The following is a 17,426-nucleotide window of genomic DNA, read 5'->3' as shown; positions in this document are numbered from 1 at the left end:
TCGGGGGCGCGCGTGAGCACTCAGTCGATCTCTTCTCCTTCGAGATTGCAGTTCCGGGCCGCGCTCAAGGACATTCTGGGCGGCAGCGCCGCCAGCGTCCTCACCGTCACCTTCGGACTTTCCTATGCGCTCTTGATCTTCGGCGGACCGCTTTCGCCCTATCTCTCCTACGGCGTCGCCGCCACGTTCATTTCGTCCGCTGTGCTGGCCGCCGTCATCGCGGCCGGCAGTTCGCTGCGCTTTGCGGTTGCAGGACCCGACAGTTCGACCGCGGCGATGACGGGCATTCTGGCCTCTTCGATGATGGAACGTATCGTCGCCGCCGACCCGTCCGCGCCGGTCATCGGGCCAGTCTTGCTTACGCTTGCAATCGCGACGGTCCTGACCGGCGTCGTGCTTGGCTGCTTCGGCATGACGCGCATGGGACGCGCGATCCGCTATGTCCCCTATCCGGTGGTCGGCGGTTTTCTCGGCGCAACAGGCTGCCTGATTCTTCTCGGCGCGGTGCGCGTCATCACCGGACAGCAGTTGCAATTTACGACGCTGAACCAGTTCACCGATTTGCTCACACTGTCGAAGCTTGCGGCCGCCTGCGTCATGGCGCTCGTGCTTTATATGACATGGCACCGCTCCCGCTCATCGTTCGGGTTGCCTGCCATTCTGATCGGAGGCGTCGTTGCGGCCCACGTCCTGTTCTGGCTGGCCGGCATCTCTGTTGCGGAAGCCCAGGCCGAGGGCTGGACCTTTCAGCCGCCGCCCAGCGTCACCTTCATGCTGCCGTGGAGCGGCGATGCGCTCGCTCGTTATCCTTGGCACTTGCTGGCGGATCTGACCGGCAACCTGGTCGCGGTCATCTTCGTGACGGCCTCATCGACGCTGTTCAACACCACCGGCATCGAAGTCGCAACCAACCGCGAAGCCAATCTGGAGCGTGAGCTCAACGTCACTGGTCTCGCCAACGTGCTCACCGGGGCCTTCGGCGGATATCCCGGCTGCATTTCGATCAGCCGCACCGTCCTCAACTTCAACTCGGGCGGCACCGGCCCGCTATCCGGACTGACGAGCGCCGCCATCTCGCTGCTGATGCTCGCCTTCGCACCGACGCTGCTCGGCTACATGCCGAAGTTCGTGCTCGGCGGCCTTCTGATTTATCTCGGCGCCGACGGGCTACACAAATGGATCGTGCAGTCGCGGCGGCGGCTCTCCTTCACCGAATATCTGTCGCTGCTCGCGATCATCGTCATCATCGTGCAATGGGGCTTCATCGCCGGCATCCTGATCGGCATCGTCATCGGTTGCGCGACCTTTGCCCTGAGCGCCTCGCGCATCGATTCCATCAAATTCTCCTTTGACGGCTCGGAATATCGAAGCTCGCTCGACCGCTCCCGCGAGCAGCTCGCGGTGCTGTCGGCGCATGGCGGCAGCATTCAGGGCCTCAACCTGCAAAGCTATCTGTTCTTCGGCTCGGCCAATCGTCTCTACCAGCACGTCAAGGCGCTGCTGGCGCGTCACCCGGAATGCCGCTTTCTGGTGTTCGACTTCAAGCTGGTGACAGGCATCGATTCGTCCGCGGCCTACAGCTTCGCCCAGATCAAACGCACCGCGCACGACCGCGGCATCCGCCTCGTTCTGGTCAACCTGCAGGCCGCCGCCGAAAAGGCGCTGCGTTCGAGCGAGTTCATCTCCAGCGAAGTCAGCATCGTGCCGGAGCTCGATCATGCGCTCGAGTGGTGCGAGAACGAGATCATCGCGCAGCATGAAGGCCTTGGCGACGAAGAAGCCTCACTCAGGGACTGGTTTGTGCGCATTCTCGGCACCGAGGAGGATGCGGCAGAACTGGTCCATCGCTGCGAGCGTCTGGAGGTTGCCGCCGGCGACGTCATCGTGAGCGCAGGAGAGCCTGCCGATTCCATGCACTTCATTCTCGACGGCCGCGTCGGCGTGATGGTTCCGACGGCTGAGGGCGGGCTCACGCGGGTGCGAAGCCTCGGCCGCTACACCACGATCGGCGAGATGGGCCTCGTGGCGGGCGCCCCGCGCAGCGCCACCATCCAGGCCGAGATCGCCAGCGTTCTTTATGTCCTCAGCATCAGCCAGTTCGAGGCGATCAAGACCGAAAACCCGATACTCAGCCAGAAGCTGCTGACGTTTTTCGTGCTGGTCATGGCCGAGCGGCTGACCTTCGCAAACCGCCTGATCAGCGTGCTCCGCCGCTAGAATGTGACCAAAACGCCGCGAACGGCGCGTTGAGAACCCTGTCATGCCGGCCTATGATCGTCAGGCGTCCGGTCTTAAGTTTCTCTCTTTGAACGGGGGAATATCATGCGCACGTTTTTGCTCGCTACGACCATCGCAGCCGCCACGACCGTCGGCTCGACCGCTTTGGCTCAGGACGAGATGGACCAGAGGTTTGGCAAGGTCCATTTCGCGACCACCTGCAACGAGGTGGCGCAGCGGCGGTTCGACCGCGCAATGCGCTATCAGCACTCGTTCTGGTACGCCGAATCGAAGGAGATTTACGAGGAAGCCATCAAGGCCGACGCCACATGCGCGATCGCCTATTGGGGCATTGCGCTGTCGCTGCTCAACAATCCGCACAGCGCGATTCCTGCGCCCAATCTGCCGCTTGGGCTGGCCGCGATCCAGAAGGCAAAGGAAACAGGCGCCAAAAGCGAACGCGAACGCGACTATATCGATGCGCTCTCGGTGATGTATGTCGACTACGACAAGATCCCGCAGCAGGCGCGCGTACAGTCCTACTTGAAGAAGATGGAAGCGCTGGCCGCGAAATATCCCGATGACGACGAGGCGCAGATTTTCTACGCCATCACGCTGAACGTTGCGGCTTCGCCTGCCGACAAGACCTACGCCAACCAGCTCAAGGGCGCGGCGATCCTCGAGCCGATCTGGCAGCGCCAGCCGCAGCATCCGGGCATCGCCCACTATCTGATCCATCTCTACGATTATCCGGCGATCGCGGCGAAGGGCCTGCCCGCGGCGCTGCGCTATTCGAAGATCGCGCCGAATGCGCCGCACGCGCAGCACATGCCGTCGCATATCTTCACCCGCGTCGGCTACTGGAAGGAATCGATTGCGGCCAATACCGCTTCGGTGGAAGCCGCCAAGGGCCACGACAGCGAACGCGGCGAGCAATTGCACGGCGAGGACTACATGGTCTACGCCTATCTGCAATTGGCGCAGGACGAAAAGGCGCGCAAGGTGATCGACACCATCGAGGCGCTGACGCCCAGTCCCGACTCCTTCGGCGGCGCGTTTTCGCGCGCTGCTGCGCCTGCCCGCTACGTGCTCGAACGCGGCGACTGGAAAGGAGCGGCCAAGCTTGACGTCATCCAGAACAAGTTTCCGCAGGTGATGGCGATTTCGCATTTCGCTCGCGCGCTGGGCGCGGCGCGTTCGGGCGACGTCGCCGCAGCAAAGATGGACGCCGCCAAGCTTGTCGAGCTGCGCGACCGCCTTCGCGAGGCCAAGATCGACTATTGGGCGACGCAGGTCGACATCCAGGCGCAGACGGCGAATGCCTGGATCCTCTATGCCGACGGCAAATATGATGACGCGCTGAAGACGATGTCGGCCGCTGCTGACGCCGAGGACAAGACCGAGAAGGCCCCGGTCACGCCCGGGCCACTGATGCCGGCGCGCGAGCTTTACGGATTTATGCTACTCGATCGCGGCCAGGCGAAAGAGGCGCTTGCGGCGTTCGAGGCCACCAAGGCCAAGGAGCCGAACCGCTTCAACGGCTATGCCGGCGCAGCGCAAGCGGCACAGGCGCTCGGCGACACCGCGACGGCCAGAGCGAACTACGAGAAGCTGCTCGCGCTGTCAGCGGATTCGGACTCTAATCGGCCGATACTCGCCGCGGCGCGGACCTTTGCGACGAGTAACTGAGAGCCGAATGATGCGGAACCGGAGCGCCGTCATTGCCGTGATCCTGGGCCTTGGGCTCGGGGCGGCTGCCGGCCTGTCGGCGTTTTTCGGCTGGCCGATGCTGCGCCAGAGCCAGGCATTGACGCCGCCGGCCCACCCGAAATTTACCGAGGCGAAATGGCCGTTTCCGACCGACGAATGGGGCGAAGGCAAAGCGTTCCGCTGCGACGCGGCGGATTGCGGTGTTGAGGTCGGCGTCTACATTCGCGCCAAGATCGGCTTTTGCAATTGTCTGACCGGCGTCTCCGATGACAACGAGCTCGATCGTCTAAGCGATTTCAATTTGATGGGCGGCAAACCGTCAGTCCTCGGCGCGGGCCACGAGATCAAGATTGCCTGGATGAAGGGCCGCAGTCGGGCCTATGCCGTGAGCGAGCCCTTCCACGCCCCAAGCTCGGTGCTGGCGATCGCGTTCAACGATCGGTGCGATGCCATCGTCGCGACCGCAACGGTCGCTCACGATGCCCCAAAAACACTCGAGCCCAGCGTCATCGACTTCCTCAATAGCGAGGTCGTCGTGCACTGGGCCGAAGTGACGTTGGGGCTTTAGCTAGCGCGTGATGAGTTTTGATTGAATCGTCATTGCGAGCGAAGCGAAGCAATCCAGAAGCCATCGAGAAGGTCTGGATTGCTTCGTCGCTTACGCTCCTCTCAATGACGGCCAACGCGGTGATCGAGCCTCAAATTATCGGGCTCTAGCGGCAAAACGACTCAGATACAAAAGCGCGATGGAAGCGTTAGACGCCCGCCATCATCACGTATTTGATCTCGAGATATTCTTCCATGCCGTGATGGGAGCCTTCGCGGCCGAGGCCGGATTCCTTGACGCCGCCGAACGGCGCGACTTCGGTGGTGATCAGGCCGGAGTTGACGCCGACCATGCCCGACTCCAGCGCTTCGGCGACGCGCCAGACACGGCCGAGATCGCGGGCGTAGAAATACGATGCCAGACCAAACGGCGACTTGTTGCACATCGCAATCACATCCGCCTCGTCCTTGAAGCGGATGACGGGGGCGACCGGACCAAAAGTCTCTTCCTGCGACACCAGCGCATCCGCCTTCACGTTCGAAAGCACGGTGGGCTCGAAAAAGGAACGGCCGAGCGCATGACGCTTGCCGCCGGTCACGACCTTGGCGCCGCCCTTCACCGCGTCGGCAATATGCCGCTCGACCTTGTCGATCGCTTCCATATTGATCAGCGGGCCCTGGATGACACCGGCTTCGGTGCCGTCGCCGATCTTCATGTCAGCGACTTTCTTCGAAAGCTTCTCGACAAACTGGTCGTAGATCTTGTCCTGCGCATAGATGCGGTTGGCGCAGACGCAGGTCTGACCCATGTTGCGGTACTTCGAGACGATCGCGCCTTCGACTGCAGCATCGATGTCCGCGTCATCGAACACGACAAACGGCGCGTTGCCGCCAAGCTCAAGGCCGAGCTTTTTCACGCCGACCGAGGCCTGCTTGTAAAGAATCTTGCCGACTTCAGTCGATCCGGTGAAGCCGACAAAGCGCACGGCCGGGTGCTCGCACAGCACGAGCCCGATCGCCGACGATTCGCCGGTAATGACATTGAAGACGCCCTTCGGAACGCCGGCTTTCTCGGCGAGCGCGACCAGCGCCAGCGCGCTGAGCGGCGTTTCGTTGGCGGGCTTGAGCACCACGGTGCAACCGGCAGCGAGCGCCGGCGAGACTTTTCGGGTGATCATCGAGTTCGGAAAATTCCACGGCGTGATCGCGCCGCAGACGCCGATCGGTTGCTTGATCGCGATCAGGCGCGCATCAGGGCGCTGGCTCGGAATGGTCTCGCCGTAGACGCGGCGCGCTTCCTCGGCGAAAAACTCGATATAGGCGCCGCCGATATCGACTTCGCCGAGCGCCTCGAACAGCGGCTTGCCCTGCTCGGAGGTCAGGATCAGCGCCAGGTCTTCGCGGTTGGCGACGATAAGTTCGAACCATTTGCGCAGGATATTCGAGCGCTGCTTGGCTGTAAGCTTCGCCCAGGCCGGGAAAGCGCGTTCCGCGGCCTCAACCGCGCGGGTCGCATCCGCTGCACCAAGCCGCGGCACCTTGGCGATTTCGGCACCGGTCGCCGGATTGCTCACCGGAAACTCGGGCTGCCCAACCCAGGTGCCGTCGATGTAGCACTGTTCCCGCAACAGCGACGGGTCCTTGAGGCGATCCCGCAAGGTAGGGGCAGCGGATTGCGATGCGCGTGCGGCGGCGGTCGGGGTCATGACGTTGCTCCTGCGAATTTTCTGCTGTTAACCCAATATAGGCCGGGAGCGGGCGCAATGCATCGCCCCCCACCCGCGCAGGCGGCATCAAACATATTTGCAAATGAAACAACGAACCGCTGCGGAGCAGCAAAAAGGCAGCGGTCAGGCCGCGCCGCTCAGATAGGTTTCACGCCGCCCAACCATTCGGTCTGCAACCGCCTTGGCGTCAGCCTTGGTCGACGTTGCGCAGGTGCGATATTCGAGATCGGGCGTTTGCGTCGGTGGGCGGCGGCTAAACCAGGATTTGGAGGCGGCTGGCAACAGCGCCAGCGCCTGGGCGACGTTGTCGACGGCGCCAAAGGAATGCAGCGCACCGGTCGAGGCGAAGCGGACTTCGTAGATGCCAGGCGAAATCGGCGCTTCGAGGTTCTCACCGCGCCCTGCCCGCGGATACCGCTTCCATTCGCTCCAGGTCGAAATCATCTGACGCCCCCTTCAGGCCTACGCCACAGTTCATTTGGTCCCATCGCGTGCCAAATGCAACGCGCGGCGCGCATTTTTGCTTTGATGTGAACGCATTACTGAAGATGCGGCACGGAATCTGTCCCAAAACGATCCCGCTGGCCGGCTGGATATTGCCGAGAATGCGGTCTGATTGGTGGAAAATTGTGGCACGTGTGGCGGGTGGGAACGCTCTATCCCCAACTTGGTTCCACCCATTCACGAGATCGCGACCGGGATGCGCCGTGCTTGCGGCAGAAAATCCCGGGGAGGAAGATCGCCCGCTTTCAAAAAATAACCTGGAGGTGACCCCATGCAAAGCAAAGCCCAGATCGACCAGATGCTGCGCCAGAAAAGCGATGCCGTGGAAATTCCCGGTATCGTGGCCGTGGCCGCCAACGGCAAGGAAGTGATCTATCAGGGCGCGTTCGGCAAGCGCGACCTGTCCAAGCCCGACGCCATGACGACCGACAGCGTGTTCTGGATCGCTTCGATGACCAAGGCGATTACGACGGCGGCTGCGATGCAGCTGGTCGAACAGGGCAAGCTCGCGCTTGACGCCCCGATCAGCAAGGTCCTGCCCGATCTTGCGGAGCCGCAGGTGCTGGAAGGGTTCGATGCCAAGGGCGAGCCGAAGCTGCGCGCCGCCAAGAGCGCGATCACGCTGCGCCAGCTCATGACCCACACCGCGGGCTTCTGCTACGACATGTGGAACGGCGACATGGGCACCTATCTGGCGAAAGCCGAAATCCCTGGCATCATCACCTGTCAGAACGCCGCGCTGAAAACCCCGATCGCGTCCGATCCCGGCACGCGTTGGGAATACGGCACCAACATCGATTTTGTCGGCAAGGCGGTAGAAGCGGCCAGCGGCAAAAAGCTCGACGCTTACTTGCGCGACAACATGTTTGCGCCGCTTGGCATGAACGACACCGCGTTCAAGATCACGGACTCCATGCGCAAGCGGCTCGTATCCGCGCATGCACGCGGCGCGGATGGCAAGCTCGAGACCTTCCCGTTCGAACTCGAGCAGAATCCGGAATTCCACATGGGTGGCGGCGGCCTCTATGGCACGGCCGGCGACTACATCAAGTTCACCCAGATGATCCTCAACAAGGGCCGCGGCAACGGCAATCAGGTGCTGAAGCCCGAGACGGTCGCCACGATGGGACAGAACCACATCGGCGATCTCGTCGTCACCAAGATGGTTTCGGCGGCGCCGCCTTACACCAACGACGTCGATCTCTATCCGGGCATGGTCAAGAAATGGGGGCTTTCCTTCCTGATCAATACCGCCAAGACGCCCGAGGGTCGCAGCCCCGGCAGCCTCGCCTGGGCCGGCCTTGCCAACACCTATTTCTGGATCGATCCGGCGCGCGACGTGGCGGGCGTGATCCTGATGCAGGTCTTCCCGTTCGCAGACGGCAAGTGCCTCGAGGCTTTCGCCGGCTTCGAGCGCGGCGTTTATGACGGGCTCGATGCCGCCGGTGGCCGGAAGGCAGCCTGAGCTTCCAATCGTCTCTCCCCGCTCACCGCGGGGAGAGACGATCGGTTAAACTAAACCGGCAATCCATTTTGCCGCGCCAATTCTTTCAGCGAAACCTGTGGCCGCGCGCCGATGTGCTGGATCACTTCGGCCGCGGCGAGCGCGCCGAGACGTCCCGAATTCTCATGGCCGACCTCGCGCGCAAGACCGAACAGGAAGCCGGCCGCGAACAGATCGCCCGCGCCGGTCGTATCGACAAGCTTTGCGATCGGAAACGCCGGCACCGCCGTGACGCCATCCTTCGACGCAACGACGCAGCCCTTCTCGCTTCGCGTGACCACGCCAAGGCCGATATCGCTGCGCAACTGCTTCAGCGCGGTGTCGAAATCAGATGTCTGATACAGCGAATGCAGCTCCGACTCGTTGGCGAAGACGAGATCGACCGTCTTGTTGCGCATCAATTCGAGAAATTCGCCGCGATAGCGATCGACGCAAAAGGAATCCGACAAGGTCAGCGCGACCTGACGGCCTGCTCCGTGCGCGATCGTCGCCGCCTTTACGAAGGCTTCCTTCGCGCTTTTGGGGTCCCATAGATACCCCTCGAGATAGACGATTGCGGACGCTGCAATCTGCTCGGCGTCGATATCATCAGGCGTCAGGTCCTGCGCCGCACCGAGATAGGTGTTCATGGTGCGCTCGCCATCCGGCGTCACCAGAATGTAGGAGCAGCCAGTGGCAGGGCCGCTTGCGGCCGGCCTGGTCTCGAAGGCAATGCCCGCCGCACGGATATCATGGGCATACAAACGGCCGATCTGATCGTCCTTCACCTTGCCGACATAGGCGGCGCGGGCGCCGAGACTGGCGATGCCGACGATCGTGTTGGCCGCCGATCCGCCGGACATCTCGGTCGCCGACCCCATGTCGCGGTAGATCGCCGCCGCGCGGGGCTCGTCAATCAGCGACATGCCGCCCTTGGTCATGCCGTGGCGGCTCAGAAAACCCTCGTCGGTCTGCACCAGCACGTCGAAAATGGCATTGCCGATTCCGAGAACATCATATTTCGCTGCGGTCATGTATCCGTCCTGACAAGGTATGCGGTCGATCAGGTGGTAGCCGCTATCACGATCCCCGCCGAGGACGCAAACTCAAATCCGCACCCTCTGCTATAGAGAAAGCCGATGATTCGCTCGTTTCTCACGGTATCGACGGGGACGCTGGCTTCGCGACTGCTCGGTTTCGCGCGCGATGCCATGGTTGCAGCCTTGCTTGGCGCAGGCCCCGTGGCCGACGCCTTTCTGGTGGCGTTTCAGCTCGTCAACGTGGTGCGGCGCTTGTTGACGGAAGGTGCTTTGAACAATGCGCTGGTGCCGGCCTGGCTTGGCGTCAAGGAGACGAAAGGCGCAGACGCCGCCGCGGCCTTCGCCGGCCGCGTGCTCGGCACCGTCAGCACGGCGGTGGTCGTGGCAACCGTCGCAGCTTGCGTCTTGATGTCGGTGATCATCTCGGCACTCGCGCCCGGCTTTACCGCGGCAACCCGGGACCTGGCGGTCGATTACGCGCGGCTGATGCTGCCTTATCTCGCTTTCGCCGGACCGGCGACCGTGACCATGGCGCTCCTCAACGCGCAAGGCCGCTTCGCGCTGACGGCGTTTGCGCCGCTGCTGTTCAATGGCGCCTTGATCGCGGTGATGATCGTTTTGTTCCTCAAAGGTGGTGACGCGCTTCATGCGGCGCTTGCGATCGCCGCGACCGTCGGCCTCGCCGGACTGTTGCAATTGTCAATCCTGATCGTGCGATCGGGCGGCCGCCTCGCAACGCCGCTGCGTGTGAGCTTCGATTCTGAGATGCGCGGCTTTTTTGCCAAGGCGATCCCCGGCATGGTCGCCGGCGCCGGGCCGCAGCTCCTGATCGTGGTCGGCGCGATCATTGCGTCAGGCTCGGCGTCGGCGGTGTCATGGCTCTACTTCGCCAATCGCCTGATCGAACTGCCGCTCGGCATCGTCGGAGTGGCCGTCGGCGCCGTGCTGGTGCCCGAGCTTGCGCGCAACGTGCACGTCGACGATCGAGACGCGGCAGCAAGCGCGCAATCGCGCGGCCTTGAACTCGCAGCCGGGCTTGCATTGCCGGCGACCCTTGGCCTGATGGCATTAAGCTCGCCGATGGTGCGGCTCCTGTTCCAGCACGGCGCGTTCATGGCGGCCGATACCATCGGCACGGCGCAGGCGCTGGTATGGCTCTCGCTCGGCCTGCCGGCACAGATGCTGGTCAAGACATTGTCGCCGGCGTTCTTCGCCCGCGGCGACACGGCGACCCCGCTATGGGCCACGCTCAAGGGCGTTGCGGTCACCATCGCTCTTGCGATCGTGCTTGGCCGAGTGTTTGGCGTGCAAGGCATTTCGGCCGCCATCGCGCTTGGTGCATGGGGCAGCGCGCTGTCGCTGATCCGGCACGGCGTCACCGCCTTTGGATTCTCGATCGACGCCGCGGCGCGGCGGCGACTGCCGCGCATCATCGTGGCAGCGCTTGCGATGGGCGGCCTGCTCTGGCAGATCGGCCCGCGGGTTCTGACATCGGCCGATGCGTCCATCCCCGTGCACGCAGTCCTCGTAGCCGCGCTGATCGCGGCGGGAATCGGCCTTTACGGCCTGTTTCTGGCCTTGCTGGGCGTCATTAACTGGAACGACGCGATCCGGGCGCTCCGCCAAAGCGGGGCCTGAAAGCTTGCGCGGCCCGCGCTTGCGTGGCAATGGACGGCGCGGCATCGATCTGACGGCTTTCGGAAACTGACCATGGCGATTGTTGAACGGGTTTTTTCAGGCGTGCAGCCGACCGGTAATCTGCATCTCGGCAATTACCTCGGTGCGATCGTCAATTTTGTGAAGCTGCAAGAGAGCTACAATTGTCTCTATTGCGTCGTCGACCTGCACGCGATCACGCAAGGCATCGACGTGTGGGGCGGCCCGGCCGAGCTTGCGCGCAATACGCGCGAAGTGACCGCGGCCTTCATTGCCTCAGGCATCGATCCGAAGAAACACATCGTGTTCAACCAGAGCCAGGTGACCGGCCACGCCGAACTCGCCTGGATCTTCAACTGCGTCGCCCGCGTCGGCTGGTTGAACCGCATGACCCAGTTCAAGGAGAAGGCCGGGAAGGACCGCGAGAACGCCTCGGTCGGGCTCTATGATTATCCGGTGCTGATGGCGGCCGACATCCTGCTTTATCGCGCCACCCATGTTCCGGTCGGCGAAGATCAGAAGCAGCATCTCGAACTGTCGCGCGACATCGCGCAGAAGTTCAACAACGACTTCGGCGATTCGGTTCGCGGCCACGGCTTCAACGACGGCCTGTTCTTTCCGCAGCCGGAGCCGCTGATCACGGGTCCGGCGACGCGGGTGATGAGCTTGCGCGACGGCACCAAGAAGATGTCGAAGTCGGACCAGTCGGATTACTCGCGCATCAACCTCACGGACGATGCCGACACCATCGCGCAAAAGATCCGCAAGGCGAAGACCGACCCCGAGCCTTTGCCGTCGGAAGAAAAGGGCCTCGAGAGCCGGCCCGAAGCCGACAACCTCGTCGGAATCTTCGCCGCGCTGTCAGGCCGCAGCAAGGCCGATGTGCTCGGCGAATTCGGCGGCGGACAGTTCTCCAGCTTCAAGAATTCGCTGGTCGAACTTTGCGTCGCAAAATTGTCGCCGATCGCCTCCGAGATGAAGAGGCTGGTCGCGGACCCCGGCCATGTCGATGCCATTCTGGTCGATGGCGCCGACCGCGCGCGGGCGATCGCCGACGAAACCATGAAGCTGACGCGCGATATCGTCGGCTTCATCCGAAAGCATTAGTTCCGTCCGCTCAAAAAATGCCGCGGCGCACACTAGTGTCCCGATTCCGAAGTTCGTCGCATGTTGGGAGCCACGTTTCGAACTTCGGGATCGAAAGGACACTATTAAACCTATTGATCTAGTGTGGCTTTGGTTCAGAAGTCCGCATGACGAACCTGAGGCAGCAATGACGCGGACTTCTGAACCGCCACACTAAGCGCAGCGGTCACGAGATACTCCAATTTAACGCAAACCCCGCCGTCCTCCCCGCTTGTCGGGGATGGCTGCGCCATGGCAGCATGTGCGTGGAGTGGATCGCACCATTAGAGTGCTTGTTGCAGCTTCGGGACATGCATGGCCACCCAGCGACGCAGCTACGAGACGGATCACAAGCCGAAATGTCTGGTTATCGTTGACGACACCGCGGAGGGCGACCGCGCGGTTCACTATGCGAGCCGCTGGGCGGTGAGATCCGGCGGCAGCGTGGTGATGCTTCGTATCGTCGAGATCGAGAACCAGAACCAGCAGTGGCTGGGCGTCGCCGATATCATGCGCGCCGAGGCCATAGAGGATGCCAATGCGGCGCTCGATCGCGCCAGCGGCCGCGCCCATGGCGTTGCGGCGATCACGCCCGAGCGGGTGATCCGCGAAGGCGATCCCACCGAGCAGATGATCGACGTGATCGAAAAGGACGTCGACATCGCAATGCTGGTGCTCGCCGCCAATCCCGGCCCCGAAGGCCCGGGACCGATTATCAGCGCCATGGCCAATGTGGTCGGCAACTTCCCGGTACCGGTCGTGATCGTCCCCGGCGACCTCACAGACGCGCAAATTGACGCGCTTTCCTAAGGGTTTAAGCGGCTTTTCCGCCCTTGACCGTGCTTTCCCGATCGCCATCTGATAGACACACCCCACACGCCGGCCTTTAACCGGCGATGCCGGAGAAATTCATGTTTATCCAGACCGAAGCCACGCCCAATCCCGCCACCCTGAAATTCATTCCTGGCCGTGCCGTGCTCGATGGCGGCACCATGGAATTTCCGAACCGCGAAACCGCCAGCCGTTCGCCGCTGGCCGAACGGCTGTTCGGTGTGCCCGGGGTCACGAGTGTCTTCTACGGCTCGGACTTCGTCACCGTCACCAAGGACGACAGCGACTGGCAGCACTTGAAGCCCGCGATCCTGGGCGCGATCATGGAGCACTACATGTCGGGTGCGCCGTTGCTCGCCGACGGCAGCGCGAGCGACGACGAGGCAGCCGACGCGGCGGATGAGTTCTTTGACGAGGCCGATGCCGAGACGGTCGACATGATCAAGGATCTGATCGAGACTAGGGTACGCCCGGCGGTCGCCAATGACGGCGGCGACATCACCTTCCGCGGTTTCAAGGACGGCATCGTCTATCTCAACATGAAGGGCTCCTGCGCGGGCTGCCCCTCCTCCACCGCGACCTTGCAGCACGGCATCCAGAATCTGCTCAGGCATTTCGTGCCCGAGGTGACCGAAGTGCGGCCGATGTGATGGAGAAGCGAATAGTGAATAGCGAATGGCGAATAGTCATTGATCGTCTTCCTCCATTCGCTATTCGCCACTCACCACTCGCCTCGTCTCCATGCTGATCCTCGCCATCGACACGGCGCTTGATGCCTGCGCCGCCGCGGTGCTCGACACCGAAGCCGGCAATTTGATTGCGCAGGAATCGCAATCCATGAAGCGCGGCCATGCCGAGGCGCTGATGCCGCTGATCGCTCGCGTGATGTCAGCATCGGAAATCGCATTTGCGGGCCTCGGCCGTATTGCCGTCACCACCGGTCCCGGCAGCTTTACCGGGCTTCGCGTTGGCCTGTCGGCCGCGCGCGGCATCGCCCTCGCCGCCAATATCCCCGTGGTCGGCATCACGACGCTTGCAGCCTTTGCCGCGCCGATCGTGAGCCAGAACGGCGAACATCCCGTGGTTTCCGTGATCGATGCCCGGCATGATCACGTCTATCTTCAGGTCGTCAGCGGCAATGGCAGCGCGCTGGTGAGACCGCGCATTGCGCCGATGGCGGAAGCGCTCAACACTTGGCGGTTCGGCGCGCCGCATCTCGTCGGAAATGCCGCCGGTATCGTCGCCGAGCGATGGCCCGAGCATGCCGTCGCCCCGTCGAAGGTCGACTTGCAGCCGGCCCCCGACATTTCCTGGGTGGGATGGCTCGGCGCGGCAGTCAGTCCGAACACGGCACCGGCCCGGCCGTTTTATTTGCGAGCGCCCGACGCCAAACCTGCCAAGGAGCAGCTCGCTGGCGGCGCGCCGCCGGCTTCACCATGATGTCTTCGCTCTCAACATCCTGGCTCTCCGGATTATGGAGCAATGGCAAGCCGGTGGTCGAACCCGCAAGCCAGCGCGACGCTGCGGCGCTTTCCCGCATTCACGGTGCATCGTTTCACCGGGGCTGGGGCGAGGACGAATTCGAGCACATGCTGAGCGAGCGGAACACGCTGATCCATCGGCTGCGAATGGGACGTAAAATCGTCGGTTTTTCGGTGTCACGAATGGGGGCGGACGAGGCCGAGATTTTGTCGATCGCGGTCGCCGAAAGCCACCGCGGCCGCGGCCTCTCCAACGGCCTGCTTTTGACCCATTTGGGCCACCTCGCCGGCCGGGGCATCCGGACAGTCTTTCTGGAAGTGGAAGAAAATAACCAGCCGGCCCGGCGGCTCTACCAGCGGGCCGGATTTGGCGTGGTCGGACGCCGCGAACGCTATTACCGGCAGAGCGGCGGCGAAGCGCTGGATGCACTCCTGATGCGGCGCGACTTGTCCTGACATTTGCCCGATGGCAGAACGTGTTATGATCACCGACGGCAACTCGAACCCGATTATGATGTCCCGAAATGACGGCGCTTAAATCCAACCCCGCGCTCAAGGCAACCGGCATCGAGGCACGTTGTGCCGCGACCGGCATGCGCATGACCGAGCAGCGCCGCGTAATCGCGCGGGTGCTCGCGGAAGCAGAGGATCATCCCGACGTCGAGGAACTCTACCGCCGCTGCGTCGCCGTCGACGACAAGATCTCGATCTCGACGGTCTATCGCACGGTCAAATTGTTCGAGGATGCCGGCATCATCGAGCGGCATGATTTTCGCGAAGGCCGCGCCCGCTACGAGCAGATGCGCGACAGTCACCACGACCACCTGATCAATCTGCGCGACGGCAAGGTCATCGAATTCACCTCCGAGGAAATCGAGAAGTTGCAGGCCGAAATCGCCCGCAAGCTCGGCTATCGCCTGGTCGATCACCGGCTGGAGCTCTATTGCGTCCCGCTCGACGACGACAAATCCTGAAAGCGCATCGCGCTTTCAATTCGATATTCCGGTTCCATGAAGCCACGCAGAGTCCACATCAAGTCATATGGCTGCCAGATGAACGTCTACGATGCGCAGCGCATGGTGGACACGCTGGCTGGCGAGGGTTTTGTCGAGACCGCAAGCGTGGACGACGCTGACCTCGTCATCCTCAACACCTGTCATATCCGCGAGAAGGCGTCCGAGAAGGTCTATTCCGAACTGGGCCGGCTCCGTGTCGCAAAGGACGAAGCGGCGCGTCAGGGCCGGCGCATGAACATCGCGGTTGCCGGCTGCGTCGCGCAGGCCGAAGGCGCGGAGATCGTCAGCCGCGCGCCCGTAGTCGACGTTGTGGTCGGGCCGCAGAGTTATCATCATCTGCCGGAACTGCTCGCGCGTGCCGAAAAGGATGGTCGCGCGCTGGAAACGGAATTTCCAACCGAAGACAAATTCGCGTTTCTGCCGCCGCCCAAGCCGGACATCATTCGCGCGCGCGGCATCTCCTCGTTCGTCACCATCCAGGAAGGCTGTGACAAGTTCTGCACCTTCTGCGTCGTGCCCTACACGCGCGGCGCCGAAGTCTCGCGGCCCGCGGTCAAGATCATCGACGACGTGAAACGCCTCGCCGATCACGGCGTGCGCGAGATCACGCTGATCGGCCAGAACGTCAACGCCTATCACGGCGATGGACCCGACGGCCGCATCTGGTCGCTCGGCATGCTGCTCCGTCGGCTGTCCGAAATTCCGGGCATCGTCCGCCTGCGCTATTCGACCAGCCATCCGCGCGACGTCGACGAGGCGCTGATCGAGGCGCATCGCGATGTGCCAGCGGTGATGCCGTTCGTGCACCTGCCCGTTCAATCCGGCTCGGATCGGATCTTGTCGGCCATGAACCGCAAGCATACCGCAGACGATTACCGCCGCGCCGTCGACCTGTTCCGCGCGGCCAGCCAAGATATTGCATTTTCATCAGATTTTATCGTCGGTTTCCCCGGCGAGACGGAGGAAGATTTTCGCTCCACCCTCGCTCTCGTCACACAAATCGGATACGCTGCCGCTTATTCGTTCAAGTATTCGCCGCGGCCCGGCACGCCGGCGGCGGACATGCGGGAGATGGTGTCAGCGGACGAGATGGACGAGCGATTGGCGCGGCTTCAGGAATTGATCGACAGCCAGCAATCGGCCTTCAACAGGGCCTCGATTGGAACCACCGTCGACGTGTTGTTCGAGCGCCCGGCGCGCAATCCCGGTCAGATCGTCGGCCGCACCGCCTATCTTCAGCCCGCGCATGTGATGGCGAGCGAGACCATCGTCGGGCAGGTGCTGCCGGTCAAAATCGAAAGCCTCGAACGATACAGCCTTCTCGGCAAACTCGCGGGCCCACTGCCGGCGTTCACCGCCTCCGAGACTGTGCCGACAACTCACCCTTCTGAAACGCGAATGGGAGCCTGAACCCTTGCCAAAAAGCGCATCGGATTCAACTTCACTCGTTCCTTCTCGCAAGCTCGACCGCGACATGCAAGCTCCGCCCGAAACCCAGTTCGTCATCGACTTCGATGACAATCGCGCCGCGTCCGCGCTGGTCGGACCTTACGGACAAAATCTCGCGCTGATCGAACGGCGGCTCGGCGTCGTCGTCGATTCACGCGGCAACCACATCACCGTCGCCGGCTCGCGCGATGGCTGCGACGCCGCGCGGCGCGTGCTCGAAGCGCTGTATGCGCAGGCGAGCAAAGGACAGGATCTCGACCAGGGCGAGGTCGAGGGCGCGATCCGCGCCGTGATCGCGCAAGGCTCGCTGTTCGAATTCGATCCCAAGACGGCGAAGTCGTCGTTCGACACCATCAATCTGCGCAAGCGTCCGGTACGGGCGCGCACGGCGGCGCAGGATTCCTACATTCGCGCACTCAAGCGCAGCGAACTCGTGTTCGGCGTCGGCCCGGCCGGCACCGGCAAGACCTGGCTTGCGGTGGCGCATGCCGCGCAATTGTTCGAACGCAAGGAAGTCGATCGCATCATCCTGTCGCGCCCGGCTGTGGAAGCCGGCGAGCGGCTCGGCTTTTTGCCCGGCGATCTGCGCGAAAAGGTCGATCCTTACCTGCGGCCGATCTACGACGCGCTGTACGACCTGA

Annotated in this window: 16 protein-coding genes; 13 read left to right on the top strand and 3 right to left on the bottom strand. The window is 62.7% G+C overall.

What is annotated here, in order from left to right:
• The first annotated feature begins 12 nt into the window (after positions 1-12).
• From VFB05_RS07765 to VFB05_RS07755, 3 genes are all read left to right on the top strand, one after another.
• Complete coding sequence (locus VFB05_RS07765; RefSeq protein ID WP_325010695.1) at positions 13-2,217, top strand: SLC26A/SulP transporter family protein; 2,205 nt, start codon at positions 13-15, stop codon at positions 2,215-2,217.
• 105 nt (positions 2,218-2,322) lie between these two features.
• Complete coding sequence (locus tag VFB05_RS07760) at positions 2,323-3,906, top strand: hypothetical protein (protein ID WP_325010693.1); 1,584 nt, start codon at positions 2,323-2,325, stop codon at positions 3,904-3,906.
• A 7-nt stretch (positions 3,907-3,913) separates the two neighbouring features.
• On the top strand, positions 3,914-4,495 hold the full coding sequence (locus VFB05_RS07755) for a hypothetical protein (RefSeq protein ID WP_325010691.1): 582 nt from the start codon (positions 3,914-3,916) through the stop codon (positions 4,493-4,495).
• Positions 4,496-4,682: 187 nt separating this feature from the next.
• On the opposite strand, the gene VFB05_RS07750 is transcribed toward VFB05_RS07755, so the two are convergent.
• Together VFB05_RS07750 and VFB05_RS07745 are read right to left on the bottom strand one after the other, a co-directional pair.
• The gene (locus tag VFB05_RS07750; protein ID WP_325010688.1) at positions 4,683-6,179 is read right to left on the bottom strand and encodes an NAD-dependent succinate-semialdehyde dehydrogenase; all 1,497 of its coding nucleotides are present in this window, start codon (positions 6,177-6,179) and stop codon (positions 4,683-4,685) included.
• A 144-nt stretch (positions 6,180-6,323) separates the two neighbouring features.
• Positions 6,324-6,644 (bottom strand): hypothetical protein, encoded by a 321-nt coding sequence (locus tag VFB05_RS07745; RefSeq protein WP_325010686.1) that lies wholly within the window; start codon positions 6,642-6,644, stop codon positions 6,324-6,326.
• Positions 6,645-6,975: 331 nt separating this feature from the next.
• On the opposite strand from VFB05_RS07745, the gene VFB05_RS07740 reads away from it, so the two are divergent.
• Positions 6,976-8,169, top strand: a complete 1,194-nt coding sequence (locus VFB05_RS07740) for a serine hydrolase domain-containing protein (RefSeq protein ID WP_325010684.1) — start codon at positions 6,976-6,978, stop codon at positions 8,167-8,169.
• Between the two features lie 50 nt (positions 8,170-8,219).
• On the opposite strand, the gene VFB05_RS07735 is transcribed toward VFB05_RS07740, so the two are convergent.
• Entirely contained in the window at positions 8,220-9,221 is a 1,002-nt protein-coding gene (locus VFB05_RS07735) for an adenosine kinase (RefSeq protein WP_325010682.1), read from the bottom strand.
• A 105-nt stretch (positions 9,222-9,326) separates the two neighbouring features.
• On the opposite strand from VFB05_RS07735, the gene murJ reads away from it, so the two are divergent.
• From murJ to VFB05_RS07690, 9 genes are all read left to right on the top strand, one after another.
• Positions 9,327-10,865 (top strand): murein biosynthesis integral membrane protein MurJ, encoded by a 1,539-nt coding sequence (gene murJ / locus VFB05_RS07730; RefSeq protein ID WP_325010680.1) that lies wholly within the window; start codon positions 9,327-9,329, stop codon positions 10,863-10,865.
• 72 nt (positions 10,866-10,937) lie between these two features.
• A complete protein-coding gene (trpS, locus tag VFB05_RS07725) occupies positions 10,938-11,990 on the top strand; it encodes a tryptophan--tRNA ligase (RefSeq protein ID WP_325010678.1) in 1,053 nt (350 codons plus the stop codon).
• Between the two features lie 333 nt (positions 11,991-12,323).
• On the top strand, positions 12,324-12,818 hold the full coding sequence (locus VFB05_RS07720) for a universal stress protein (RefSeq protein WP_325010675.1): 495 nt from the start codon (positions 12,324-12,326) through the stop codon (positions 12,816-12,818).
• A 101-nt stretch (positions 12,819-12,919) separates the two neighbouring features.
• On the top strand, positions 12,920-13,489 hold the full coding sequence (locus VFB05_RS07715) for a NifU family protein (RefSeq protein ID WP_325010673.1): 570 nt from the start codon (positions 12,920-12,922) through the stop codon (positions 13,487-13,489).
• Between the two features lie 91 nt (positions 13,490-13,580).
• A complete protein-coding gene (tsaB, locus tag VFB05_RS07710; RefSeq protein ID WP_325010671.1) occupies positions 13,581-14,279 on the top strand; it encodes a tRNA (adenosine(37)-N6)-threonylcarbamoyltransferase complex dimerization subunit type 1 TsaB in 699 nt (232 codons plus the stop codon).
• Positions 14,279-14,776: a ribosomal protein S18-alanine N-acetyltransferase gene (gene rimI / locus VFB05_RS07705; RefSeq protein ID WP_325010669.1), complete on the top strand. Its 498-nt coding sequence runs from the start codon at positions 14,279-14,281 to the stop codon at positions 14,774-14,776. The genes tsaB and rimI overlap by 1 nt, the downstream gene beginning before the upstream one ends.
• 68 nt (positions 14,777-14,844) lie before the next feature.
• The gene (locus VFB05_RS07700; RefSeq protein WP_325010667.1) at positions 14,845-15,294 is read left to right on the top strand and encodes a Fur family transcriptional regulator; all 450 of its coding nucleotides are present in this window, start codon (positions 14,845-14,847) and stop codon (positions 15,292-15,294) included.
• 36 nt (positions 15,295-15,330) lie between these two features.
• Complete coding sequence (miaB, locus tag VFB05_RS07695) at positions 15,331-16,746, top strand: tRNA (N6-isopentenyl adenosine(37)-C2)-methylthiotransferase MiaB (RefSeq protein ID WP_325010665.1); 1,416 nt, start codon at positions 15,331-15,333, stop codon at positions 16,744-16,746.
• A gap of 4 nt (positions 16,747-16,750) precedes the next feature.
• A partial coding sequence (locus VFB05_RS07690) for a PhoH family protein (protein ID WP_325010663.1) occupies positions 16,751-17,426 on the top strand: 676 nt, incomplete at its 3' end.

This window comes from Bradyrhizobium sp. (assembly GCF_035652035.1).
GTDB lineage: Bacteria > Pseudomonadota > Alphaproteobacteria > Rhizobiales > Xanthobacteraceae > Bradyrhizobium.
The sequence above is the reverse complement of the archived record's forward strand: the minus strand, read 5'-3'. Positions and strand labels throughout refer to the sequence as shown.

Coding starts and splice junctions, on each gene's coding strand:
- VFB05_RS07755 (WP_325010691.1), top strand. CDS start 3,914: ATGATGCGGAACCGGAGCGCCGTCATTGCCGTGATCCTGGGCCTTGGG.
- VFB05_RS07750 (WP_325010688.1), bottom strand. CDS start 6,179: ATGACCCCGACCGCCGCCGCACGCGCATCGCAATCCGCTGCCCCTACC.
- VFB05_RS07735 (WP_325010682.1), bottom strand. CDS start 9,221: ATGACCGCAGCGAAATATGATGTTCTCGGAATCGGCAATGCCATTTTC.
- VFB05_RS07745 (WP_325010686.1), bottom strand. CDS start 6,644: ATGATTTCGACCTGGAGCGAATGGAAGCGGTATCCGCGGGCAGGGCGC.
- VFB05_RS07720 (WP_325010675.1), top strand. CDS start 12,324: ATGGCCACCCAGCGACGCAGCTACGAGACGGATCACAAGCCGAAATGT.
- tsaB (WP_325010671.1), top strand. CDS start 13,581: ATGCTGATCCTCGCCATCGACACGGCGCTTGATGCCTGCGCCGCCGCG.
- VFB05_RS07760 (WP_325010693.1), top strand. CDS start 2,323: ATGCGCACGTTTTTGCTCGCTACGACCATCGCAGCCGCCACGACCGTC.
- murJ (WP_325010680.1), top strand. CDS start 9,327: ATGATTCGCTCGTTTCTCACGGTATCGACGGGGACGCTGGCTTCGCGA.
- VFB05_RS07700 (WP_325010667.1), top strand. CDS start 14,845: ATGACGGCGCTTAAATCCAACCCCGCGCTCAAGGCAACCGGCATCGAG.
- rimI (WP_325010669.1), top strand. CDS start 14,279: ATGTCTTCGCTCTCAACATCCTGGCTCTCCGGATTATGGAGCAATGGC.
- miaB (WP_325010665.1), top strand. CDS start 15,331: ATGAAGCCACGCAGAGTCCACATCAAGTCATATGGCTGCCAGATGAAC.
- VFB05_RS07715 (WP_325010673.1), top strand. CDS start 12,920: ATGTTTATCCAGACCGAAGCCACGCCCAATCCCGCCACCCTGAAATTC.
- trpS (WP_325010678.1), top strand. CDS start 10,938: ATGGCGATTGTTGAACGGGTTTTTTCAGGCGTGCAGCCGACCGGTAAT.
- VFB05_RS07740 (WP_325010684.1), top strand. CDS start 6,976: ATGCAAAGCAAAGCCCAGATCGACCAGATGCTGCGCCAGAAAAGCGAT.